This window comes from Rhizobium sp. 21-4511-3d, from assembly GCF_053522545.1.
The window spans coordinates 157,318-180,087 of sequence record NZ_JBNWCF010000005.1; the positions used below are offsets into that span (position 1 = coordinate 157,318).

Below are 22,770 nucleotides of genomic sequence, written 5' to 3' on the forward strand. Positions count from 1 at the left end.
ATTAGATTTCCCGGCCGAACGCTCTTTATTGTGACGCCATTTTGTGGTTAGAGCCGGTCACTTCGCGAATTTTCAGCCCATTTTGAAGAATTCTTCAGGCAGATCGCCTTCGTCGCCTTCCACAGGAGAAAAGAATGACGGAACAGAACCACCCGGTATATGCCGAAATTACCGGCCCGATCGTGATGATCGGCTTTGGCTCCATCGGCCGCGGCACGCTGCCGCTGATCGAGCGCCACTTCAAGTTCGACAAGAACCGGTTGGTTGTCATCGACCCGCGCGAAGAGCCGGGCGACATGGAAATCCTCAAGAAGCACGGCGTCCGTCACATCAAGGAATATGTGACGAAGGACAACTACAAGGACCTCCTGAAGCCGCTGCTGACGGAAGGTGAAGGCCAGGGCTTCTGCGTCAACCTCTCGGTTGATACCGGCTCGCTCGACCTGATGAAGCTCTGCCGCAAGCTCGACGTTCTCTACATTGATACCGTCGTCGAGCCGTGGCTCGGCTTCTATTTCGACAAGAACATGAAGAATGCCGACCGCACCAACTATGCGCTGCGCGAAACCGTGCGCAAGGAAAAGGAAAAGAACCCGGGCGGCGCGACGGCCGTTTCCACCTGCGGTGCAAACCCGGGCATGGTTTCCTGGTTCGTCAAGCAGGCGCTGGTCAACCTCGCCAATGACACGGGCCTGAAGTTCGAAGAGCCGGATCAGCACGACCGCGAAGGCTGGGCGAAGCTGATGAAGAAGCTCGGCGTCAAGGGCGTCCACATTGCCGAGCGCGACACGCAGCTCACCAAGAACCCGAAGCCGCTCAACGTCTTCTGGAACACCTGGTCCGTCGAAGGCTTCATCTCCGAAGGTCTGCAGCCGGCCGAACTCGGCTGGGGCACCCACGAAAACTGGATGCCGAAGAACGCCAAGAAGCACAAGAAGGGCTGCAAGGCCGCCATCTACCTCGAGCAGCCCGGCGCCAACACCCGCGTTCGCACCTGGTGCCCGACGCCGGGTCCGCAGTACGGCTTCCTCGTCACCCACAACGAGTCCATCTCGATCGCCGATTACTTCACGGTGCGCGACAAGGACGGCGAAGTGACCTTCCGCCCGACCTGCCACTATGCCTACCATCCGGCGAACGACGCCGTTCTGTCGCTGCATGAAATGTTCGGCAACGGCGGCAACTCGCAGCCCGTTCACCACGTCCTCGACGAGGACGAACTGGTCGAAGGCATCGACGAACTCGGCGTGCTGCTCTACGGCCACGAGAAGAACGCCTACTGGTTCGGCTCGCGCCTGTCGCTCGAAGAAACCCGCCGCATCGCGCCGTACCAGAACGCCACCGGCCTGCAGGTCACGTCGGCCGTTCTGGCCGGCATGGTCTACGCTCTCGAAAACCCGAAGGCCGGCATCGTTGAAGCCGACGAGATCGACTACAAGCGCTGCCTCGAAGTGCAGCTGCCCTACCTCGGCCCGGTCGAAGGTCACTACACCGACTGGACCCCGCTGGACGGCCGCCCGGGCCTGTTCCCGGAAGATCTCGACACCAAGGATCCGTGGCAGTTCAAGAACATCCTGGTTCGCTCGTAACCGCGAACCGGTGAAAACCAAGATGCCCGCCGCAAGGCGGGCATTTTTGTAACGCCTGCTGTGTAAATTCGCTTCGGCGTTGCAGAAGACTTGCCTTGGCGGCCGCCCCGCGCCATGTTTTTTCCGAACTCTTGCGGATAAAGTCCGCCGTCAATTGCCGGAGAAGCTTATGAAGTTGAGAAATATTGCCGCGCTGGCGGCTGCCGCAGCAGCGCTCGCCGCCTGTGTTTCCTCTGATCCCCGCCCGATGCCTGTCGCCACAAGCGCCGCTCCGGCCGGTGTCGAAGGCGCATGGCGCGATCCGAACGGCATCGTCTCGACTTTCCAGGCCGGTACCTTCACCACCCGCACGACCGACAGCAACCAGCTGCTCGCCTCCGGTACCTATGTGAACACCGGGCCGTCTCTGGTCGAGATCAACATGACCTCGCTGGTGCGCAAGACGCAGTCGAAGGTCAATTGCGCCCTCGTCAACCCGACCCAGCTGAATTGCACCGCCGATTCCGGCTCGCAGTTCACGCTGACGCGCAGCATGTAACTGCGCTCGAAATTCGGACGATCAAAAGCTCCCCTTCGCGGGAGCTTTTTTGTTTACCGCTACTTGGAAAGCGCCAGGACTGGCACAGCTTTTCGCTTGCGGTTGCGCAGGCTTGATGAAAACATCCGGCGCGCCGGGTAACGGCTAAGAGGGATCGGCGGAACAGCCAGGGGTAAGCGCTGCCGCCGGAAAATCAGGAGAACAGGATGACGAAATCCTTTAATTTCGGTCTGCTGACGGCATCCATGCTGGCGCTCAGCACAAGCGCCGCTTTTGCGGACTACCAGCTCAATATTCTTCACATCAACGATTTCCATTCACGCATTGAATCGATCAACAAATTCGATTCCACCTGCTCTGCCGAGGAAGAAGGCAAGAAGGAATGCTTCGGCGGTGCCGCCCGCCTGAAGACCGCGATCGACCAGCGCCGCCAGGCTCTCTCGGGCCAGAACGTGCTGCTGCTCAATGCCGGCGACAATTTCCAGGGCTCGCTCTTCTACACGACCTACAAGGGCGCGGCCGAAGCCGAAGTGCTGAACGCCATGAAGTTCGACGTCATGACTGTCGGCAACCATGAATTCGACGACAGCGAAGACGGCCTCGCCACCTTCCTCGACAAGGTTCAGTTCCCGGTCATTTCGGCCAACGTGCTCGCCGGTGACGGCTCGAAGCTCGGCGACCGCATCAAGCCGTCGCTGGTTCTCGATGTCGGCGGCCAGAAGATCGGCGTCGTCGGCGCCGTGACCAACGACACGGAAGAACTCTCCTCGCCTGGCCCGAAAGTGCTGATCGCCGACGACGTCGCCTCGATCACCGCAGCCGTTCAGGACCTGAAGGCACAGGGCATCAACAAGATCATCGCGCTGACGCATGTCGGCTACCCGCGCGATCTCGCCTTCATCGCCAAGATCCCGGATGTCGACGTCGTTGTCGGCGGCCACTCGCACAGCCTGCTGTCGAACACCGATCCGAAGGCCGAAGGCCCCTATCCGACGATGGTCGACAATCCCGGCGGCTACAAGGTTCCGGTCGTCCAGGCCGCCTCCTACAGCAAGTATCTTGGTGATCTCGTCGTCGACTTCGACGACAACGGCGTCGTCAAGAGCGCCAAGGGCGATCCGATCCTGATCGACTCCTCCTTCACACCCGATCCGGCGCTGACGGCACGCATTGCCGAACTCGCCAAGCCGATCGAAGACCTGCGCAAGAAGGTCATCGGCGCCTCGGAAGGCCCGATCGAGGGCGACCGCACCGTTTGCCGCGTCAAGGAATGCTCGATGGGCAACCTCGTCGCCGATGCGATGCTCGACCGCACCAAGAGCCAGGGCGTCCAGATCGCCATCCAGAACGGCGGCGGCCTGCGTGCCTCGATCGATGGCGGCGACGTCACCCAGGGCGAAGTCATCACGGTCCTGCCCTTCCAGAACACGCTGGCAACCTTCCAGCTGACCGGTGCCGACGTCGTCAAGGCGCTGGAAAACGGCGTCAGCCAGATCGACCAGGGCGCCGGCCGTTTCGCGCAGGTTGCGGGTCTCAAGTATACCTTCGATCAGTCGAAGCCCGTCGGCAGCCGCGTTAGCGACGTTCAGGTGAAGACCGGCGACGCTTTCGCGCCGATCGACCCGGCCAAGACCTATGGCGTTGCCACCAACAACTTCATGCGCGCGGGCGGCGACGGCTACTCGATCTTCGAGAGCGCCGGCAAGAACGCCTATGACTTCGGCCCCGATCTTGCCGACGTCACTGTCGAGTATCTGACGGCGCACAACCCCTACAAGCCCTACACCGATGGCCGCGTCACCGAGATCGCTGCAACCGGCACCGCTGCTGCCCCGGCCGCTCCTGCGGCACCCGCTGCTCCGGCGGCGCCCGCCGCTCCTGCAGCATCGGCACCGTCTGCCGAACCGGCTGCACCGGCTGCTTCCGCACCGGCCGCCGCAACGCCGTCCAGCCACGTCATTGCCGCCGGTGACACGCTCTGGGATCTCGCCAAGCAGTTTTACGGTAACGGTGAACTCTGGAAGAAGATCTCCGAAGCCAACGGTAGCCCGAACCCGCGCCGCCTCATGGTCGGCGAGGAGCTGAAGCTTCCCGCCAAGTAAGACGATTTGTCCCGATCTTCGAAGCCGGTCCGGGGTTCCCCGGGCCGGCTTTTCTACTTATAGGGTTGAACCAACCGAACCCGGCTGCGTATGAGCGGGGCGAAGACATCATGAGCGTTGGGGCCAGTATGACTGCTGAAATTTCGAACCGCCCGGCGGACCATCCGCCCGTCAGCTTTGGCAAGGTGGGAGTGCTGCTCGTCAATCTCGGCACGCCCGATGGCACCGATTACAAATCGATGCGGCGCTATCTCCGGGAGTTCCTGACCGACAAGCGCGTCATCGAATGGTCGCCCTGGAAATGGTACCCGATCCTTTTCGGCATCGTCCTCAACACCCGCCCCGGTAAGGTGGGCAAGGCTTACGAGCTTATCTGGAACAAGGACAAGGACGAGAGCTATCTGCGCACCTATACGCGCAGCCAGTCGGACCTGATGGCCGAGCGGCTGAAGGACCTGCCCAATGTCGTCGTCGACTGGGCGATGCGCTACGGCAACCCCTCGATCGCCTCGCGCATCGACGCTCTGAAGGCGGCGGGCTGCGACCGCATCGTGCTCTTCCCGCTCTATCCGCAATATGCGGCAGCGACGACGGCGACTGTCAACGACAAGGCCTTCCAGAAGCTCCTGACCATGCGCTGGCAGCCGGCGGTGCGCACCGTGCCCGAGTATCACGACGACGAGACCTATATCGAAGCGCTCGCCAACTCCGTGCAGCAGCACCTCGCGACGCTCGACTGGGAGCCGGACATGGTGCTCGCCTCCTTCCACGGCATCCCGATGTCCTACTTCAAGCAGGGCGACCCCTACTACTGCCAGTGCCAGAAGACCGGACGCCTGCTGCGCGAGCGCCTGGGCCTGCCGAAGGAGAAGTTCATGGTCACCTTCCAGTCCCGCTTCGGGCCGGAAGAATGGCTGCAGCCCTATACCGACAAGACCGTCGAGAAGCTGGCGCAGGATGGCGTCAAGAAGATCGCAGTCCTCAACCCTGGCTTCGTTTCCGACTGTCTGGAAACGCTGGAAGAAATCGCCGAACAGGCGGCCCATTCCTTCCATGAGAATGGCGGCGAGAAATTCACCCATATCCCCTGTCTCAACGACAGCGAGGACGGCATGCGCGTGCTCGAAAAGGTCGTCCGCCGGGAGCTGCTCGGCTGGGTCTGATCCGGCCAGCGGCTTTTTGTTGCGGATCGTTGCAAATAACGGGATAAGTCTCCACGTTTGATGTGTGCCGGATTTTCCGGCAACAACCGGTGGAGGAATTTCATGGTCCTGGGCGGCTTCGACATCGTCGTCATCGCACTCGTCATCTTCGTCATCCTGGTGCTGTTTGCCGGCATCAAGACGGTGCCGCAGGGCTATCGCTACACGATCGAGCGTTTCGGCCGCTATACGCGCACGCTGGAGCCCGGCCTCAACCTGATCACCCCCTTCATCGAGCGCGTCGGCGCCAAGATGAATGTGATGGAGCAGGTGCTGAATGTGCCGACCCAGGAAGTGATCACCAAGGACAACGCCTCGGTCTCGGCCGATGCCGTGTCCTTTTATCAGGTGCTGAACGCCGCGCAGGCCGCCTATCAGGTCTCCAACCTCGAAAACGCCATTCTCAACCTGACCATGACCAACATCCGCTCGGTCATGGGCTCGATGGACCTCGACGAGCTGCTTTCGAACCGCGACGCCATCAACGACCGCCTGCTGCGCGTCGTCGACGAGGCCGTGCATCCCTGGGGCATCAAGGTCACCCGCGTCGAGATCAAGGACATCCAGCCGCCCCGCGACCTCGTCGATGCCATGGCCCGCCAGATGAAGGCAGAACGCGAGAAGCGCGCCCAGGTTCTGGAAGCGGAAGGTTCGCGAAACGCCCAGATCCTGCGCGCCGAAGGCGCCAAGCAGTCGGCCATCCTGCAGGCCGAGGGACAGCGCGAAGCCGCCTTCCGCAACGCCGAAGCCCGCGAGCGCCTGGCCGAGGCCGAAGCCAAGGCAACGAAGATGGTCTCCGAGGCGATCGCCGCCGGTGACGTCCAGGCGATCAATTATTTCGTGGCGCAGAAATACACCGAAGCCCTGACCTCTATCGGCTCGGCATCCAATTCTAAGGTCGTGCTGATGCCGATCGAGGCATCGTCGATTCTCGGCTCGCTGAGCGGCATCGGCGCCATCGCCAAGGAAGTCTTCGGCGACGGCAGCACCCCGCCTGCGCCGCAGCCGCCCCGGCAGGTGGCGCAGCGCAGCACCCCGCCCGTCAACCCCTTCAGCCAGAACCCGGAGCGCTGACGCATGCTGGCACGCATCGTTGCAGAGCTCGGGCCTTGGACCTGGTGGGTAGCCGGCCTCGTATTGCTGGCCGCCGAAATGATCGTGCCCGGCTTCTTCCTCGTCTGGATCGGGCTGGCGGCGCTTGCCGTCGGCATCCTGTCGCTGCTGCTGTGGGATGCGGGCTTCTGGGTCTGGGAAGTACAGCTCATCCTGTTCGCGGCGCTATCGGTCGCCGCGACCTTTATCGGCCGCCGGCTGACGCTGCGCCACGATACGACTGACGAGCCGTTCCTCAATCAGCGCGGCGCGAGCCTTGTCGGGCGCACCGCCACGCTGGCGGAGCCGATCACTGAAGGCCGCGGCCGGATAAAGCTGGATGATACGATCTGGCAGGTGATGGGACCGGACCTGCCGGCCGGCACCCGCGTCAGGGTCATCGCCAGCACCGGGCGCGACCTGACGGTGGAAGCCGCCTGATCAGGCGACGCCGATCCGCAGGAGATCGTGGAAATGGACGAGGCCGACGGGTCGGTTGTCGTCGTCGACGACGATCAGCGCGCCGATGTGATATTCCTCGAGCAAGGCAAGCGCAGCCGTCGCAAGCACCTTCGGCTTCACCACCTTCGGCGTCCGCGTCATGATGTCGTCGACGGCCAGTTCGGCAAGATTGCGCGACAGGTTGCGTGCCATATCGCCTTCGGTGACGATGCCGCAAAGCTTCCCGTCGCCGTCGAGAACGCCGACGCAGCCGAAATGCTTGCTCGACAGAACCTTGATCGCATCCTGCATCGGCGTACCCTCCGCCACCAGCGGCAGACGGTCACCCTTGTGCATGATGTCGGAGACGTGAGTCAGGCTCGCGCCCAGCTTGCCGCCCGGATGGAAGACGTGGAAGTCGCGGGCCGTGAAGCCCCGCGCATCGAGCAGCGCCATGGCGAGCGCGTCACCGATCGCCAGCTGCATCATCGCCGATGTCGTCGGCGCCAGACCGTGCGGACAAGCCTCCATCTCTTTCGGCAGCTTCAATACGATATCGGCCGCCTCGCCCAAAACGGACTTTTCATCGCAGGTAATCGCGATCAGCGGGATCGAGAAGCGGCGGGAGTAGTTCAGGATCGCCTTCAGTTCCGGCGCTTGGCCGCTCCAGGAAACGGCAATGATCGCGTCCTGATCACCGATCATGCCGAGATCGCCATGATTGGCCTCGGCGGCATGGACAAAGAAGGCAGGCGTGCCCGTTGAAGCGAAGGTTGCCGCGAGCTTGACGCCGATATGGCCGCTCTTGCCGACACCGGTTACCACGAGGCGCCCTTTGATGGCGCTGATCGTCTCGACGGCCTGACTGAAGGGTCCGGAGAGACCATCGTCGAGCGCCCGCTCAAGGGCTTCAAGGCCGCGCCGCTCGATGCTGATGGTCCGCCGCGCGGACTCCAGCACGCTGTTTTCGATCAGATTGACGACTTTTCTCATCATGTGCTTGCGTTACCGCTTTTCACTGTGGCTGTCCATCGTTGTCGCGCTCGCAAGCACAGGCCGCCTCGTTCGTCCTAAACGAATGATTAACTATGACACTTTACTTTCGGGTAACGAGTTGAAGCATGCCACACGCGGATTCTGAATGGGCAAGGAACGTGATACGAGCAGTTTGACGCCGCTCCGTGCGACGCGCTTTGCCGTGTCTGCCGTTCTTCTCACCGTAGCGCTGCCGCAGATCGCCTTCGCGCAGTCGGCGCAGACCTACGGCAGCGGCACATCCGCCTATCAATCATCGTCCCAATATTCTTCCGGCGGCAACACCGGCGATCAGCAGGCGCAGACCGCTGACCTCGATGGCGACGGCGTCCCGGATCCCGGCCAGCCCGGCGTTCCCTCCCCCGATGGCACGGCGACCCAGACCGGCACCACGCAGCAGACCGGCACGGCATCCACCACGGCAACCGGTGACCAGCAGCCGAGCGACGAGACGACCGGCTCGATCCTCGACGAGGACATCCGCCGCCTGAACACCCGCGAACCGGCGATCGATGAGCGCCGCCTGCCGCGCAAAGCCGACGATACGCTGACTGAGCAGGACACCGACGGCATCCGCGTCGGCACCTTCATCCTGCGCCCGTCGATCACCCAGTCGATCAATACCGAGACGACCAAGGATAACGGCATCAAGGAAAGCCGCGGCTTCCTGCAGACCGACGGCAATGCGACGCTGACCTCCGATTGGGGGCTGCACCAGCTGACAGTCACCAGCGAGGGCAGCTGGCAGCAGAACATCAGCGGCGAAGGCGAGGAACAGCCGTCCTTCCAGATCGATGGCGATCTGCGCCTCGATCTGCCCGAGGACACCACCGCCCATCTCAAGGGCGGCTACCGCTTCTACCGCGAAGACACCGACGATCCGAACGCCATCTCCGACGCCGATGAGCAGTCGAACGTCCAGGAATTCAGCACCGGCGCCTCGATCGAGCGCGACTTCGGCGTCTTGCGCGGCACGACGGAAATCGGTGTCGTCCGGACGATCTATTCCGACGTGACGCTGGCGAACGGCACGACTGTTTCCCTCAGCGACCGCGACCAGACCGCCGGAAATTTCCGCGCCCGCATCGGCTACGAGCTCTCCCCGGCGCTCATCCCCTTCATCGAAGGCACCGTCGGCAAGACCGTCTATGACGAGACGCGCGACAGCTCAGGCTATGCCCGCTCCGGCAACAGCTACGGCGCCAAGGCCGGCGTTCAGATCGATCTCGGCGAGAAATTGAGAGGCGAAGTCAGTGCCGGTTACGAGACGGCCAATTTCGACGACGACCGTCTGTCGTCGATCGATACGGCAACCGTCGACGCCAATATCGTCTGGTCGCCGCTGCGCGGCACCAATGTCGGCTTCGACCTGCAGACCAGCATTCAGCCCTCCACCACGCCGGGCCTGAGCGGTTACGTCTCGCATGCTCTGTCGACAACGATCACGCATCAGCTGCGCGACAATCTGCAGGCAACGGTTCTGGGTGGGGTGACGCTCCGCGACTATCCGGCCGGAGCAAGCAGCGATGAGACCGTTTACACGACGAGCGCCGGTCTGATCTGGAACATCAACCGCTATCTCGATCTGACGAGCACTGTCGGCTACGAGCTGACGACGCGGGATGAAGGCACCGACTCGCAGCAATGGCGAGCCGGTGTCGGTTTGCGGTTAAAGCGCTAGAGCGCCGTGCGTCCATATGGACGCACAAAGAACGCTCTAACTCTTTGAATCTACGCATCAGGCTTTCCGAAAATCGATTTCGATTTTCGGGCCGATGCTTGGACTTCAGAGACCCTTCAGCAAAGCCTTGAAGCCTTCCTCGACGGTCGGGCGGATATCCGCACGGTCGAGCGCGAAGGCGACGTTGGCGAGGATGAAGCCATCCTTGGCGCCGCAGTCATAGGTCGTGCCGCGGAAGTGGTAGCCGGCGAAGGCCTGATCCTTCAGCAGCTTCAGCATGCCGTCGGTCAGCTGGATCTCGTTGCCGGCGCCGCGTTCCTGGGTTTCCAGGATCTTGAAGATCTCCGGCTGCAGGATGTAGCGGCCGTTGATGAAGAAGTTCGAGGGCGCCGTGCCCTTGGCAGGCTTTTCGACCATGCCGGTGATGCGGAAGCCGTCGCCGATCGCGTCGCCAACACCGACGATACCGTATTTGTGAGCCTGGTCCGGAGCGCATTCCTCGACGGCAATGATGTTGCCGCCGCTCTGGCCGTAAAGGTCGATCATGCCCTTCATGCAACCCTTGCCTTCGGCCTTCATGATCATGTCGGGCAGCAGCAGCGCGAAGGGCTCGTCGCCGACGATCTCGCGGGCGCACCAGACGGCGTGGCCGAGACCAAGCGGTTCCTGCTGGCGGGTGAAGCTGACGGTGCCGGCCTTCGGCAGCTGCGCTTCGAGCAGCGTCATTTCGGCCTTCTTGCTGCGCTCGCGCAGCGTCTGCTCCAGTTCGAAATGGATATCGAAATAGTCTTCGATGATGTGCTTGTTGCGGCCGGTGACGAAAACGAAATGTTCGATACCGGCTTCCAGAGCCTCGTCGACCACGTACTGAATGATCGGTTTATCGACGACGGTCAGCATTTCCTTCGGAACGGCCTTCGTCGCTGGAAGGAACCGGGTTCCAAGACCTGCGACCGGGAATACCGCTTTACGAACTTTTTTCTGCTGCGTCACGTAGAACCTCCTGGGGGGTTTATCGCTTTGAACTCAAGCTATTTGGGGTGAATTAAGCTAAATTCGCTACTGTTTTACAAATGATGACGGGAAGACGTTGTCATGGTAAAGAATTTGTTGACTTCGTTCCGGTAGTCTCGGGTCCGGACGGAATGCCCCTCCGCCGCACTTGTAACAGAGATGACGGATACGGACTGCCGATGACCAAAAATCACAAATACTCCCTTCGTGGTCTTGCCCTCGCCCTCGTTGTGACCGCGTCCGCCGGTTTGGCACCCCATAACGCGGCTGCCGACCAGCGGTTCCAGAAGTGGATCGCGGATTTTTATCAAACTGCCGCGCAAAATGGCATCAGCAAGGCAACCTATCGGAAAGCCTTCTCCGGTGTGAGCGAACCCGACCCTACAGTCCTTGAAAAGGCGGCCTTTCAGCCGGAATTCACAACCAAGATTTGGGACTATGTGGATTCCCGCGTGAACCCCTACACGGTCGAGATCGGCCGCAAAATGGCCGCAAAGCACGCCTCGACTCTAAACGCCATCGAGCGCCATTTCGGCGTCGACAAGACGATCATCCTGGCGATCTGGTCGATGGAATCGAATTACGGCGCCGTTCTCGAAAAGGACGATCGCCTGCATTACGTGCCGCGCGCCCTTGCGACGCTGGCCTATGCCGACGAGCGCCGGGCGAAATTCGCCAAGAAGCAGCTGATCGCAGCCCTCAAGATTCTGCAGAACGGCGACATCTCCGCCGATGGCATGACCGGCTCCTGGGCCGGCGCCATGGGCCATACGCAGTTCATTCCGACCAGCTACCTGCTCTACGCGGTCGATGCCGACGGCAACGGCCATCGCGACATCTGGAATTCGGTTCCCGATGCGCTGGCGACATCGGCCAACCTGCTTGCCAAGAACGGCTGGCAGACCGGCAAGACCTGGGGCTACGAAGTTTCGGTTCCGGCCTCTGCCGCCAAGCAGGCGGGCAAGACCCACACGCTGGCCCAGTGGGCGGCGATGGGGCTGACGCGTCCGAACGGCAAGAGCTTCAAGGATGCCGGCACCAAGGCGATCCTCAAGATGCCGGGCGGCGCCGGTGGTCCGGGCTTCCTGATGACCTCGAACTTCTTCACCATCAAGAAGTACAACGCCTCCGACAGCTACGCGCTTGCCGTCGGCCTGCTCGCCGACGAGATCGCCGGTTATGGCGGCATGAAGCAGCGCTGGCCGCGGCCGGACGGCACGCTCGACGTGAAGGAAAAGTTCGAGCTGCAGACGCGCCTGAAGACGCTCGGCTATTACAACGGCGAAGTCGACGGCAATTTCGGCTCCGGCTCGAAAGCCGCCATCTCGGCCGTGCAGGAGCGCCTGGGGATGCAGGCCGACGGCGAGCCCTCGCTTCCGCTGCTCAACGCGCTGCGCCGCTAGACGGCAAGATTTCGCGACATAAATCCTATCCGGAGTGGACGCTCGCGCCCACTCCATGCGAAAATGCCGCGAGATGCGGGACATGACCATGCGACCACAGGGCAACAAGCGTAAATCCGGCTGGCGGACGGCGACGATCGCGCTGTTGGCCCTGTCTTTCGGCGTAACCGCGCCCGTTCATTTCGCCGATGCACAGGAGCGCTACGAGCGCCGCTCGATTCTCGATTTCTTCTTCGGCCGCCGCACCTATGTCGACGACTATCCGCCGCCGCCGGATGTCGAGCGCCCCCGCCCGCAGCGCAAGCGCCCTCCGGCCAAGCCGAAGGCGGTAACATCCGCGCCGAAGCCGGCACCTGTCGTTCCGCAAGAGGAGACGGTCCAAAAGCTCGAAAACGCCCAGAAGATCCTGATCGTCGGCGACTTCCTGGCCAGCGGCCTCGGCGACGGCATGACCGATGCGTTCAACACCTCGCCGGGCGTCGTCATCGATGCGCGCGGCAACGTCTCCTCCGGCCTGGTGCGCGACGATTATTACAATTGGCCCGAGCAGCTCCTGAAGATGATGGACGAGGTGAAGCCCGCCATCGTCGTCGTCATGATCGGCGCCAACGACCGCCAGCAGATGGCGATCAACGGCGACAAGGAGAAATTCCGCACCGAGGCCTGGTATGCCGAATATCAGAAACGCGTGCTGAATTTCGGCAAGGAAGTCACGAGCCGCAAGATCCCGCTGCTCTGGGTCGGTCTTCCCGCCTTCGGTTCCGATTCGATGACCTCGGACGCGGTGCAGATGAACCAGCTCTACCGCAAGCAGGTGGAAAGCGTCGGCGGCGAGTTCGTCGACATCTGGGACGGCTTCGTCGACGAAGGCGGCCAGTTCATCGTCACCGGTTCCGATATCAACGGCCAGCAGGTGCGCCTGCGCACCTCCGACGGCATCAACCTGACGCAGGCCGGCCGCCGCAAAGTCGCATTCTATGTCGAAAAGCCCGCCCGTCGCATCCTCGGCACCCAGGCGAGCCCGGACCTCGTGCGCCTCGACACCAGCAACCTGCCGAGCCTCGGCCTGCCGGAGCCGAACGTGCCGCATACCCAACCGATCAGCCTCTCCGATCCCAATCTCGACGGCGGCTCCGAACTGCTCGGCGCCAAGGCACCGCCGGTCTCGCTCACCAAGTCGCCGCGCGACATGCTGGTGCAGGACGGCATGGTCGAAGAGGCTCCCGCCGGGCGCGTCGACGACTACCGCCTTCCGGCCAAGGAACCGAAGCAGGTTTCGGCGAAGTAACGGCTAACCGGCAGAGCGGATGTAGATGAAATTCACGTGCTGCTCTCCCTCAAACTCGAAATAGGTCGAGCCGCCCCGCCGAAGCCCCTGCTTCTCATAGAAGCGGATTGCCGGCAGGTTCTGATGGTTGACCCCAAGCCAGGCATGACGCTTGCCGCGCGCTGACAGCACGCGGTCAGCCTCTTCCAGAAGCTTCGCGCCAAGACCCTTCCCTAGAAAATGCTCCTGAACATAGAGCGTGACGATCTCGGTATCGATATCGGGCTCATCAGGGCATGGCGCCTCGAAATCCAGCCGCAGATAGCCGACGAGATGGCCTTCGCTTTCGCAGAGGATGAAATATTGCGGATCCGAGGCGATCTGGCGCCTGAAGTTTTCCTCGGTGAACTGCTGCAGAACGTAGTCGGCAATCGCCCGGCGAATGCCTGTCTTCGCATAGGTATGCAGCCAGACCTGGATCGCCAGAGCCGCAACATTGGCGGCATCCTCAGGCACGGCTTTTCGAAACGAGTAGGTCATGGCAGGCATAGATAAGCCGCCTGCGATGTCTCGCAAGCGGCTCGTCTGAAACCGGACGGACCGGCAGATTAGCGCGGCAGAACCGTCGAACCCATCAGCGCTTCGTCGATGGCGCGGGCAGCCTGGCGGCCTTCGCGGATCGCCCAGACGACCAGCGACTGGCCGCGGCGCACGTCGCCAGCGGTCCAGAGCTTGTCGACCGAGGTCTTGTAGTCGCTGTCGTTGGCAACGACGTTAGTCGAGCCGCGGCGGTCGGTGTTGAGCGTCAGCTTGCCGTCCAGATCCTTCAGCACGCTATCGGTGAACGGGCCGCGGAAGCCGATGGCGATGAAGGCGAGATCGGCCTTGATGATGAACTCCGTGCCGGGAACCGGCTTGCGGCGCTCGTCGACTTCGCAGCACTTGACGCCGGTGAGCTGGCCGTCTTCGCCGATGAACTCCAGCGTCGCGACCTGAAACTCGCGTACCGCGCCTTCGGCCTGCGAGGAAGAGGTACGCATCTTCGTGGCCCAGAACGGCCAGACGGCGAGCTTGTCTTCCTTCTCCGGCGGCTGCGGGCGGATGTCGAGCTGGGTGACCTTCACGGCGCCCTGGCGGAAAGCCGTGCCGACGCAGTCCGACGCGGTATCGCCACCGCCGACGACGACGACGTGCTTGGCACCGGCAAGGATCGGATCCGCCTGCCAGCCAACGCTGTCGATATTTTCGCGGCCGACGCGCTTGTTCTGCTGCACGAGGTAAGGCATCGCATCGTGGACGCCGGCGAAATCCGTACCCGGAATGCCTGCCTCACGCGGCGTTTCCGAACCGCCGCAATAAAGAACGGCGTCGTAATCGGCGAGCAGCTGCTCCATCTTCACATCGACGCCGACATTGACGCCACAGTGGAAGGTCACGCCTTCGCCCTTCATCTGCTCGACGCGGCGATCGATGAAGTTCTTCTCCATCTTGAAGTCAGGAATACCGTAGCGCAGCAGGCCGCCGGGCTTCGACTCGCGCTCGTAGAGGTGAACCTCGTGACCGGCGCGGCCGAGCTGCTGGGCAGCCGCCATGCCGGCAGGACCGGAGCCGATGATCGCAACCTTCTTGCCGGTATGAACCGTTGCCGGCTGCGGCCGGATGAAGCCGAGCTCGTAAGCCTTGTCGGCAATCGCCTGCTCGACCGTCTTGATCGCGACCGGCGTATCTTCGAGGTTCAGCGTGCAGGCTTCCTCGCAGGGCGCCGGGCAGACGCGGCCGGTGAACTCCGGGAAGTTGTTGGTGGAATGCAGGTTCTGGATCGCTGCTTCCCAGTTGTTGTTGTAGACGAGGTCGTTCCAATCCGGGATCTGGTTATGCACCGGGCAGCCGGTCGGGCCGTGGCAATAGGGGATGCCACAGTCCATGCAGCGGGCCGCCTGCTTCTGCACTTCCGGGTCCGACATCGGGATCGTGAATTCGCGGAAATGCCGGATACGATCGGACGCCGGCTGATACTTCGCAACCTGCCGGTCGATTTCCAGAAAGCCTGTAACCTTACCCATATTTTCGTCCCTTACACTCATGACCGCCTCGCCTGCGGCCAGTTGTCCATCATCAGCCTCAACTTCGGAGGCAGGTTGCTTCTTTCGACCGTCATCAGCACTTATCCCCTGAGATCCATCCGCGCGGACCAGCAGCAGGATGCTGCCGCCGATCGGCGCGGGTCATTTGAAGATAGTCCGGTCATCCGCCATGCACCGGCACGGCGGACTTCTCTGCAAGTTATTCGGCAGCGATCCCCATCCGGGCGCGCTCCATTTCCTCAAGCGCACGGCGGTACTCGACCGGCATGACCTTGCGGAATTTCGGGCGGTAGTCGGCCCAGGCGTCCAGGATCTGTTTGGCGCGGGTGGAGCCCGTGTAGTGCAGATGGTTGGAGATCAGCTGGTAGAGGCGCTCTTCATCGTGACGCGTCATGTCGCCGGAGACGTCGACACGTCCCTTGTGCGCCAGATCGCCGCCGTGATGATGCAGCTTCTCCATCATGTCGTCCTCTTCCGGAACCGGCTCGAGTTCGACCATGGCCATGTTGCAGCGCTTGGCGAAGTCGCCGCTCTCGTCGAAAACGTAGGCCACACCGCCGGACATGCCAGCCGCGAAGTTGCGGCCCGTTGCGCCGAGCACGACAACGACGCCGCCCGTCATGTATTCGCAGCCGTGGTCACCCACGCCTTCGACGACAGCGATCGCGCCGGAGTTACGGACCGCAAAGCGCTCGCCCGCGACGCCACGGAAGTAGCACTCGCCTTCCGTCGCGCCGTAGAGAACGGTGTTGCCGACGATGATCGAGTCTTCGGCGACGATCTTCGAATTCTCCGGCGGACGAACGATGATCTTGCCGCCCGAGAGACCCTTGCCGACATAGTCGTTGCCATCGCCGATCAGGTTGAAGGTGACGCCGCGGGCGAGGAACGCGCCGAAGCTCTGGCCAGCCGTCCCCTTGAGGGTCACGTTGATCGTGTCTTCCTTCAGGCCGCGGTGATTGTAGCGCTTGGCCACCTCGCCCGACAGCATGGCACCGGCCGAACGGTCGACGTTCTTGATGTCGACTTCGAAGGCAACCGGGGTCTTGGATGTGAGAGCCGGCTGCGCCTGCTCGATCATCTTGCGGTCGAGAATGTCGTCGATCGGGTGCTTCTGGCGGGTCGTCCAGTAGGTCGCTTCCTTCTCAGCCTCGACCTTGTGGAAGATGCGGCTGAAATCGAGACCCTTGGCCTTCCAATGCGCCAGCATCTCGTCCTTCTCGAGCAGCTCCGAAGCGCCGATGATGTCATCGAGCTTGGTGAAGCCGAGGGAGGCCAGGATTTCGCGCACTTCGTTGGCGACGAAGAAGAAGTAGTTGATGACGTGCTCTGCCGTGCCCTTAAAGCGCTTGCGCAGGACCGGATCCTGCGTCGCAACGCCCACCGGACAGGTGTTCAGATGGCATTTGCGCATCATGATGCAGCCTGCCGCGATCAACGGAGCCGTCGCAAAGCCGAACTCGTCGGCACCGAGCAGCGCGCCGATGATGACGTCGCGGCCGGTCTTCAGACCGCCATCGACCTGCAGCGCGATGCGCGAACGAAGGCCGTTCAGCACCAGCGTCTGCTGCGTCTCGGCAAGGCCGATTTCCCAGGGCGAACCGGCATGCTTCAGCGACGTCAGCGGCGATGCGCCGGTACCGCCGTCGAAGCCGGAGACCGTGATATGGTCGGCGCGCGCCTTGGCAACGCCAGCAGCAACCGTGCCGACGCCGACTTCCGAGACGAGCTTGACCGAGACATCGGATGTCGGGTTGACGTTCTTCAGGTCGTAGATCAGCTGTGCCAGATCTTCGATCGAGTAGATGTCGTGGTGCGGCGGCGGCGAAATCAGGCCGACGCCCGGCGTCGAGTGACGGGTCTTGGCGACAGTCGCATCGACCTTGTGGCCGGGCAGCTGACCGCCTTCACCGGGCTTTGCACCCTGCGCGACCTTGATCTGCAGCATGTCGGCATTGACGAGATATTCGGTGGTCACACCAAAGCGTCCCGACGCGATCTGCTTGATCGCCGAGCGTTCCGGGTTGGACGAACCATCCGGCAGCGGCATGTAACGGTCGCTCTCTTCGCCGCCTTCGCCGGTGTTCGACTTGCCGCCGATCCTGTTCATGGCGATTGCCAGCGTCGTATGCGCCTCACGGCTGATCGAGCCGAAGGACATGGCGCCCGTCGAGAAGCGCTTGACGATATCGGCAGCAGCCTCGACCTCATCGATGGAGACCGGCTTGCGGCCGAGCTGCTCGGCACTCTTGATGTTGAAGAGGCCGCGGATCGTGTTCATGCGCAGCGCCGAGGTGTTCACCATCTCGGCGAATTCACGGTAGCGGTCCTCGGCATTGCCGCGAACGGCGTGCTGCAGGGTCGCAACGGCATCCGGCGTCCAGGCGTGGCTTTCGCCGCGCATGCGGTAGGCATATTCGCCGCCGATATCGAGGGTCGTGGCGAGCAGCGGATCCTTGCCGAAAGCGGAATTGTGACGGGCAACGGTTTCCTCGGCGATCGCCGCGAGATCGACACCTTCGATCATCGTTGCCGTGCCGAAGAAATACTTGTCGACCAGTTCCTGCTGCAGGCCGATCGCATCGAAGATCTGCGCGCCGCAATAGGACTGATAGGTCGAGATGCCCATCTTGGACATGACCTTCAGGATGCCCTTACCGACAGCCTTGATATAGCGGTAGACGACTTCCGAGGCATCGACTTCCTTCGGGAACTCGCCCTTGGCATGCATGTCAAGCAGCGTGTCGAAGGCGAGATACGGGTTGATCGCTTCGGCGCCGTAGCCGGCCAGCAGGCAGAAGTGATGCACTTCGCGCGGTTCGCCGGTTTCGACGACGATGCCGACGGACGTGCGCAGACCCTTGCGGATCAGATGGTGATGGACGGCAGCGGTCGCCAGCAGCGCCGGGATGGCGATACGGTCCGGGCCGAGCTGACGGTCCGAGAGAACGATGATGTTGTAGCCGCCCTTGACCGCAGCTTCGGCGCGCTCACAGAGGCGATCGAGCATCTCGGGCATGCCTTCGGCGCCGCGCTCGACATCATAGGTGAAGTCGAGCGTCTTGGTGTCGAAGCGGTCTTCCGTGTGGCCGATCGAGCGGATCTTTTCGAGATCGCCATTGGTCAGGATCGGCTGGCGCACTTCCAGACGCTTGGCATTCGCCATGCCGGTATGGTCAAGCAGGTTCGGACGCGGGCCGATGAACGACACGAGGCTCATGACCAGCTCTTCGCGGATCGGATCGATCGGCGGGTTGGTGACCTGCGCGAAGTTCTGCTTGAAATAGGTGTAGAGCAGCTTCGACTTCTCGGACATCGCCGAGATCGGCGTATCCGTGCCCATCGAGCCGACGGCTTCCTGGCCCGTCGTCGCCATCGGCGACATCAGGATGCGGGTGTCTTCGGTCGTGTAGCCGAAGGCCTGCTGGCGGTTCAAGAGCGACACGTCGCGGCGAAGCGCACGGGGCTCGACCGGCTTCAGGTCTTCGAGGATGAGCTGGGTGCGATCCAGCCAGCTGCGATAGGGATGCTTGGTCGCAAGCTCGGACTTCACCTCTTCGTCCGAGATGATACGGCCCTTCTCCATGTCGATCAGCAGCATCTTGCCTGGCTGCAGGCGCCACTTCTGGACGATATCCTCTTCGGCAACCGGCAGCGTGCCAGCTTCCGAGGCGAGGATGATGCGGTCGTCGTTGGTGACGAGATAGCGGGCCGGGCGCAGGCCGTTGCGGTCGAGCGTGGCGCCGATCTGCTTGCCGTCGGTGAAGGCAACGGCCGCCGGGCCGTCCCACGGCTCCATCAGAGCGGCGTGATATTCGTAGAATGCCTTGCGTTCAGCAGCCATCGACTGGTTGCCGGCCCAGGCTTCCGGGATCAGCATCATCACGGCATGCGCCATGGAATAGCCGCCGCGCACGAGGAACTCGAGCGCGTTATCGAAACAGGCGGTATCCGACTGACCCTCATAGGAGATCGGCCAGAGCTTGGAGATATCCTCACCGAAGAGCGGCGAGGAAACCGAAGCCTGACGCGCCGCCATCCAGTTGACGTTGCCGCGCAGCGTGTTGATTTCGCCGTTATGGGCGACCATGCGGTACGGATGCGCCAGCTTCCAGGACGGGAAGGTGTTGGTCGAGAAGCGCTGGTGCACGAGGGCGACCGCGGATTCGAAGCGCGGGTCCGCCAGGTCCTTGTAGTAGTCACCGACCTGATAGGCCAGGAACATGCCCTTGTAGACGACGGTCGCCGACGACAGCGACACCGGATAGAAGTTGCTCTCCTCGCCGTCGAACTCGTCATAGATACGGTTGGAGATCACCTTGCGGAGCGTGAAGAGGCGGCGCTCGAACTCGTCGTTGGTCGCAGCATCCTTGCCGGCGCCGATGAAGACCTGAACGTGATGCGGCTCGGTGGCGGCGATCTCGGGCGCCTTGGAGAGCGAGGAGTTATCGACGGGCACATCGCGGAAGCCGAGGAAGACCTGGCCTTCTTCGACGATGACGTCCTTGATGACCTTCTTGAAATGCTCGATCTGCTTCTCGTCGCGCGGCATGAAGATATGGCCCATGCCATACTCGCCGAACTTCGGCAGGGTAATGCCCTGCTTCGCCATCTCCTCGCGGAAGAAGCGGTCGGGGATCTGCACGAGAATACCGGCGCCATCGCCCATCAGCGGATCGGCGCCGACGGCACCGCGATGCGTCAGGTTCTCGAGAATGAAGAGACCGTCCTTGACGATCTGATGCGACTTCTGGCCCTTCATATGGGCAACGAAGCCGACGCCGCAGGCATCATGCTCGTTGCGCGGATCGTAAAGACCCTGCTTGGCAGGTAGACCGGAAGCGAATTTGCGCGTTTTGGCCGTTGCGCGCGCATCGGCTGCAGCAATCTGGTCAAAACTCGTGGATGGCGTCTTCTTCGTCATCGTCTTCGCTCCTGTCAAAGCCCGCGGGGACTGCGGGCGGCCTTTCGTCATGCACCGTCCCCGATCTTAGGTTCGGCGCGTGACAGCGCTGTTGCATTGTGAAGATCCGGCCGCATGCGTCCGCCAAAAGCGATCCGCCGCGCTCCGCGCCTGCCAGCCGCCTCCGCTTGGGCCGATTGCCCGCGCTCCTGGCGACTATAACGTGAAAGCCTGAAAACGTCAGGACTCTCGGCGCCTCTTCGGCCATAAAGGCCAAAATAGGACAGCAACCCTGCCCTAATTCACTAGCTCTATGACAGAAGGCTGGGGCGCCCGCAAGACCATCAAATTAAAAAAACATGAACTTCCGAACGAAAATTACAATCTGTATTTTTGGTACGCAATAAAATTACACAGTTTTGCATTATTTTGTTTGTTGATTGCCGAAATCAGATTTCGTGATGGATCGGCCAGCGGCCCCTTGTCGCTCACTGCAATGGAGCCTTGATCGCTCACCGCAATGGCGTAATGTCCGTGCCGGGATTTGCCCCGCCTTTTCATTTGATAAACGGTTTCCTCATGTTCTTCGCATCCGATAACTGGGCCGGCGCTCACGAAGCCATTGCCCAGCGCCTGCTTTCCGCTTCCACCGGCTTTGCTGCCGCCTATGGCAACAGCGACCTCGACAAAAAGGTCCAGGCCCGCTTTTCCGAAGTCTTCGAGCGCGATGTCGCCGTCTTCTTCGTCTCGACCGGCACAGCTGCCAATTCGCTGTCGCTTGCCAGCGTCCAGCGCCCCGGCGGCATCACCTTCTGCCATTCGGAAGCCCATGTGATCGAAGATGAATGCGGCGCCCCGGAGTTCTTTTCCAACGCCTCGCGCCTCGTTGCCGTCAGCGGCGAGTTCGGAAAGATCGATCCGGCGCAACTTTCGGCAAAGATCGCCGGTTACCCCGAGGACGCCGTGCATCACGGTCGCGCCAGCGCCGTCACCATCACCCAGGCGACCGAGATCGGCACCGTCTATTCGCTGCCGGAGATCGGCGAGATTTCCTCGATCGCCAGGAAGCGCAATCTGCCGCTGCATATGGATGGCGCCCGTTTCGCCAATGCGCTCGTGGCGCTTGGCGCCACACCCGCCGAAATGACCTGGAAGCGCGGCGTCGATATTCTCTCTTTCGGCGGCACCAAGAATGGCTGCTGGTGTGCGGAGGCGATCGTCTTCTTCAATCCGGATGAAGCAAAGGAAATGCCGTTCATCCGCAAGCGCGCCGCCCAGCTCTTCTCCAAGTCGCGCTTCATTGCCGCGCAGTTCGATGCCTATTTCGAGGAAGAGCTCTGGCTTGGCCTCGCCCGCCATTCGAACAGCATGGCCGATCACCTGCGCGCCGGCATCGGCGCCAGCAATTCCGCCCGCCTTGCCTGGCCGACGGCATCGAACGAGGTCTTCGCGGTGATCACCAAGAGTGCTGCGAAGACGGCCGAAAGCCGCGGTGCGAAATTTTATGAATGGCCGATCCCGGTTTCCATGCCGGAACTTGTCAGCGACAACGAAACGCTGATCCGCCTGGTGACCAGCTTCGCCACGACGGAAGCCGATGTCGACGGCTTCCTGAAATGCCTGGCGGCATAAGACAGCATCAATTCTGATGCCCGAAGACGGCGGATTGGGGCGCTCCCTGATCCGCTTTTTCTGCTTCGTGGCCGATCACCACGATCATCATCACGCAGGCAACCAGCCCGGATATGAACACTGCACCATAAATCATCGGTCCGTTCTCCCTTGCCCCGAACGACGACCTTTACCTGGTGCTAAATTACGAACCGAAATCTGACCAAACGCCTAAGCGACAGGGTTGAGACCTGCTTAAAATAGTAAGTAGGGCGTTAACTTTTGCGTGAAGATACAAACAAAAGCAAAGTGTTGCGGAACTTTACCCTCGCCTCAGGACTTTACAGGCGAAAGGTGAAAAATCATGAAAAAGCTCGCAATCGTACTCGTCTCGCTTGTAACCGGTTTTACAGGCATCGCCCCCGCTCAGGCCTTCCCGGTCATGGCAATCCAGAGGCCCGACATCACATCGCCCGGCATTGCCTCGGATGTACAACAGGTCCGCGACCGCCGCTGGATCCGCCATGGGTGGCACGGCAACAACAGGCGCTACTACAACAACCGCTACTATCGCGGCCGCTACTACCATCACCACCACCACAACAATGCCGGTGCGATCATCGGCGGTCTGGCAGCAGGCGCGATCATCGGTGGTGCGCTGAGCGCTGCCACGCAGCCGCGCTACTACGGCGGCAACTCGCATACCCGCTGGTGCTACAGCCGCTATCGCTCCTACAGGGCATCGGACAACACGTTCCAGCCCTATAACGGTCCCCGCCAGCAGTGCGTCGGCCCCTATTGATCGAAG

Annotated in this window: 17 protein-coding genes; 11 read left to right on the forward strand and 6 right to left on the reverse strand. The window is 61.9% G+C overall.

Annotated elements, in window-relative coordinates:
- The first annotated feature begins 134 nt into the window (after positions 1–134).
- The 6 genes from ACQZ5H_RS13425 to ACQZ5H_RS13450 all read left to right on the forward strand — a co-directional run bounded on the left by ACQZ5H_RS13425 (position 135) and on the right by ACQZ5H_RS13450 (position 6,964).
- Positions 135–1,589, forward strand: coding sequence for a homospermidine synthase (locus tag ACQZ5H_RS13425; protein WP_112719943.1), 1,455 nt, complete (start codon positions 135–137; stop codon positions 1,587–1,589).
- A gap of 169 nt (positions 1,590–1,758) precedes the next feature.
- A complete protein-coding gene (gene omp10, locus ACQZ5H_RS13430; protein WP_112719944.1) occupies positions 1,759–2,127 on the forward strand; it encodes an outer membrane lipoprotein Omp10 in 369 nt (122 codons plus the stop codon).
- Positions 2,128–2,333: 206 nt separating this feature from the next.
- On the forward strand, positions 2,334–4,229 hold the full coding sequence (locus tag ACQZ5H_RS13435) for a 5'-nucleotidase C-terminal domain-containing protein (protein ID WP_449098001.1): 1,896 nt from the start codon (positions 2,334–2,336) through the stop codon (positions 4,227–4,229).
- Between the two features lie 128 nt (positions 4,230–4,357).
- On the forward strand, positions 4,358–5,392 hold the full coding sequence (hemH, locus tag ACQZ5H_RS13440; RefSeq protein ID WP_449098002.1) for a ferrochelatase: 1,035 nt from the start codon (positions 4,358–4,360) through the stop codon (positions 5,390–5,392).
- 102 nt (positions 5,393–5,494) lie between these two features.
- Positions 5,495–6,505 (forward strand): SPFH domain-containing protein, encoded by a 1,011-nt coding sequence (locus tag ACQZ5H_RS13445; protein WP_449098003.1) that lies wholly within the window; start codon positions 5,495–5,497, stop codon positions 6,503–6,505.
- A gap of 3 nt (positions 6,506–6,508) precedes the next feature.
- The gene (locus ACQZ5H_RS13450; protein ID WP_449098004.1) at positions 6,509–6,964 is read left to right on the forward strand and encodes an NfeD family protein; all 456 of its coding nucleotides are present in this window, start codon (positions 6,509–6,511) and stop codon (positions 6,962–6,964) included.
- Here ACQZ5H_RS13450 and ACQZ5H_RS13455 read toward each other — a convergent pair whose 3' ends face one another.
- The gene (locus ACQZ5H_RS13455; protein WP_112719949.1) at positions 6,965–7,960 is read right to left on the reverse strand and encodes a KpsF/GutQ family sugar-phosphate isomerase; all 996 of its coding nucleotides are present in this window, start codon (positions 7,958–7,960) and stop codon (positions 6,965–6,967) included. It lies immediately after the preceding gene.
- 145 nt (positions 7,961–8,105) lie between these two features.
- On the opposite strand from ACQZ5H_RS13455, the gene ACQZ5H_RS13460 reads away from it, so the two are divergent.
- Complete coding sequence (locus tag ACQZ5H_RS13460) at positions 8,106–9,680, forward strand: outer membrane beta-barrel protein (RefSeq protein WP_449098005.1); 1,575 nt, start codon at positions 8,106–8,108, stop codon at positions 9,678–9,680.
- Positions 9,681–9,785: 105 nt separating this feature from the next.
- Here the strand turns inward: ACQZ5H_RS13460 and galU are convergent, their stop codons facing one another.
- Positions 9,786–10,673 carry a UTP--glucose-1-phosphate uridylyltransferase GalU gene (gene galU, locus ACQZ5H_RS13465; RefSeq protein ID WP_112719951.1) on the reverse strand — a complete coding sequence of 296 codons (888 nt, stop codon included), beginning with the start codon at positions 10,671–10,673 and terminating at the stop codon, positions 9,786–9,788.
- A 200-nt stretch (positions 10,674–10,873) separates the two neighbouring features.
- Between galU and ACQZ5H_RS13470 the strand changes: the two genes are divergently transcribed.
- A complete protein-coding gene (locus tag ACQZ5H_RS13470; protein WP_112719952.1) occupies positions 10,874–12,097 on the forward strand; it encodes a lytic murein transglycosylase in 1,224 nt (407 codons plus the stop codon).
- Between the two features lie 82 nt (positions 12,098–12,179).
- Complete coding sequence (locus ACQZ5H_RS13475) at positions 12,180–13,385, forward strand: SGNH/GDSL hydrolase family protein (RefSeq protein ID WP_449098006.1); 1,206 nt, start codon at positions 12,180–12,182, stop codon at positions 13,383–13,385.
- A 3-nt stretch (positions 13,386–13,388) separates the two neighbouring features.
- On the opposite strand, the gene ACQZ5H_RS13480 is transcribed toward ACQZ5H_RS13475, so the two are convergent.
- From ACQZ5H_RS13480 to gltB, 3 genes are all read right to left on the reverse strand, one after another.
- Positions 13,389–13,913 (reverse strand): N-acetyltransferase family protein, encoded by a 525-nt coding sequence (locus ACQZ5H_RS13480; RefSeq protein ID WP_449098007.1) that lies wholly within the window; start codon positions 13,911–13,913, stop codon positions 13,389–13,391.
- A gap of 59 nt (positions 13,914–13,972) precedes the next feature.
- A complete protein-coding gene (locus ACQZ5H_RS13485; protein ID WP_112719954.1) occupies positions 13,973–15,427 on the reverse strand; it encodes a glutamate synthase subunit beta in 1,455 nt (484 codons plus the stop codon).
- Between the two features lie 220 nt (positions 15,428–15,647).
- The gene (gene gltB, locus ACQZ5H_RS13490; RefSeq protein ID WP_449098008.1) at positions 15,648–20,372 is read right to left on the reverse strand and encodes a glutamate synthase large subunit; all 4,725 of its coding nucleotides are present in this window, start codon (positions 20,370–20,372) and stop codon (positions 15,648–15,650) included.
- A 558-nt stretch (positions 20,373–20,930) separates the two neighbouring features.
- Between gltB and ACQZ5H_RS13495 the strand changes: the two genes are divergently transcribed.
- Entirely contained in the window at positions 20,931–21,983 is a 1,053-nt protein-coding gene (locus ACQZ5H_RS13495) for a threonine aldolase family protein (RefSeq protein ID WP_449098009.1), read from the forward strand.
- A gap of 7 nt (positions 21,984–21,990) precedes the next feature.
- Here the strand turns inward: ACQZ5H_RS13495 and ACQZ5H_RS13500 are convergent, their stop codons facing one another.
- On the reverse strand, positions 21,991–22,119 hold the full coding sequence (locus tag ACQZ5H_RS13500; RefSeq protein ID WP_281438203.1) for a hypothetical protein: 129 nt from the start codon (positions 22,117–22,119) through the stop codon (positions 21,991–21,993).
- Between the two features lie 207 nt (positions 22,120–22,326).
- Here ACQZ5H_RS13500 and ACQZ5H_RS13505 point away from each other — a divergent pair, with 207 nt between their 5' ends.
- Entirely contained in the window at positions 22,327–22,764 is a 438-nt protein-coding gene (locus ACQZ5H_RS13505) for a BA14K family protein (protein WP_199629003.1), read from the forward strand.
- Positions 22,765–22,770: the final 6 nt, after the last annotated feature.

Bases quoted from the DNA above. Each gene is read 5' to 3' on its own strand.
- ACQZ5H_RS13495 (WP_449098009.1), top strand. From the start codon at position 20,931: ATGTTCTTCGCATCCGATAACTGGGCCGGCGCTCACGAAGCCATTGCC.
- ACQZ5H_RS13480 (WP_449098007.1), bottom strand. From the start codon at position 13,913: ATGCCTGCCATGACCTACTCGTTTCGAAAAGCCGTGCCTGAGGATGCC.
- ACQZ5H_RS13455 (WP_112719949.1), bottom strand. From the start codon at position 7,960: ATGATGAGAAAAGTCGTCAATCTGATCGAAAACAGCGTGCTGGAGTCC.
- ACQZ5H_RS13435 (WP_449098001.1), top strand. From the start codon at position 2,334: ATGACGAAATCCTTTAATTTCGGTCTGCTGACGGCATCCATGCTGGCG.
- ACQZ5H_RS13475 (WP_449098006.1), top strand. From the start codon at position 12,180: ATGACCATGCGACCACAGGGCAACAAGCGTAAATCCGGCTGGCGGACG.
- ACQZ5H_RS13460 (WP_449098005.1), top strand. From the start codon at position 8,106: ATGGGCAAGGAACGTGATACGAGCAGTTTGACGCCGCTCCGTGCGACG.
- ACQZ5H_RS13500 (WP_281438203.1), bottom strand. From the start codon at position 22,119: ATGATTTATGGTGCAGTGTTCATATCCGGGCTGGTTGCCTGCGTGATG.
- ACQZ5H_RS13505 (WP_199629003.1), top strand. From the start codon at position 22,327: ATGAAAAAGCTCGCAATCGTACTCGTCTCGCTTGTAACCGGTTTTACA.
- ACQZ5H_RS13445 (WP_449098003.1), top strand. From the start codon at position 5,495: ATGGTCCTGGGCGGCTTCGACATCGTCGTCATCGCACTCGTCATCTTC.
- ACQZ5H_RS13470 (WP_112719952.1), top strand. From the start codon at position 10,874: ATGACCAAAAATCACAAATACTCCCTTCGTGGTCTTGCCCTCGCCCTC.
- ACQZ5H_RS13425 (WP_112719943.1), top strand. From the start codon at position 135: ATGACGGAACAGAACCACCCGGTATATGCCGAAATTACCGGCCCGATC.
- ACQZ5H_RS13485 (WP_112719954.1), bottom strand. From the start codon at position 15,427: ATGGGTAAGGTTACAGGCTTTCTGGAAATCGACCGGCAGGTTGCGAAG.
- ACQZ5H_RS13450 (WP_449098004.1), top strand. From the start codon at position 6,509: ATGCTGGCACGCATCGTTGCAGAGCTCGGGCCTTGGACCTGGTGGGTA.
- hemH (WP_449098002.1), top strand. From the start codon at position 4,358: ATGACTGCTGAAATTTCGAACCGCCCGGCGGACCATCCGCCCGTCAGC.
- gltB (WP_449098008.1), bottom strand. From the start codon at position 20,372: ATGACGAAGAAGACGCCATCCACGAGTTTTGACCAGATTGCTGCAGCC.
- omp10 (WP_112719944.1), top strand. From the start codon at position 1,759: ATGAAGTTGAGAAATATTGCCGCGCTGGCGGCTGCCGCAGCAGCGCTC.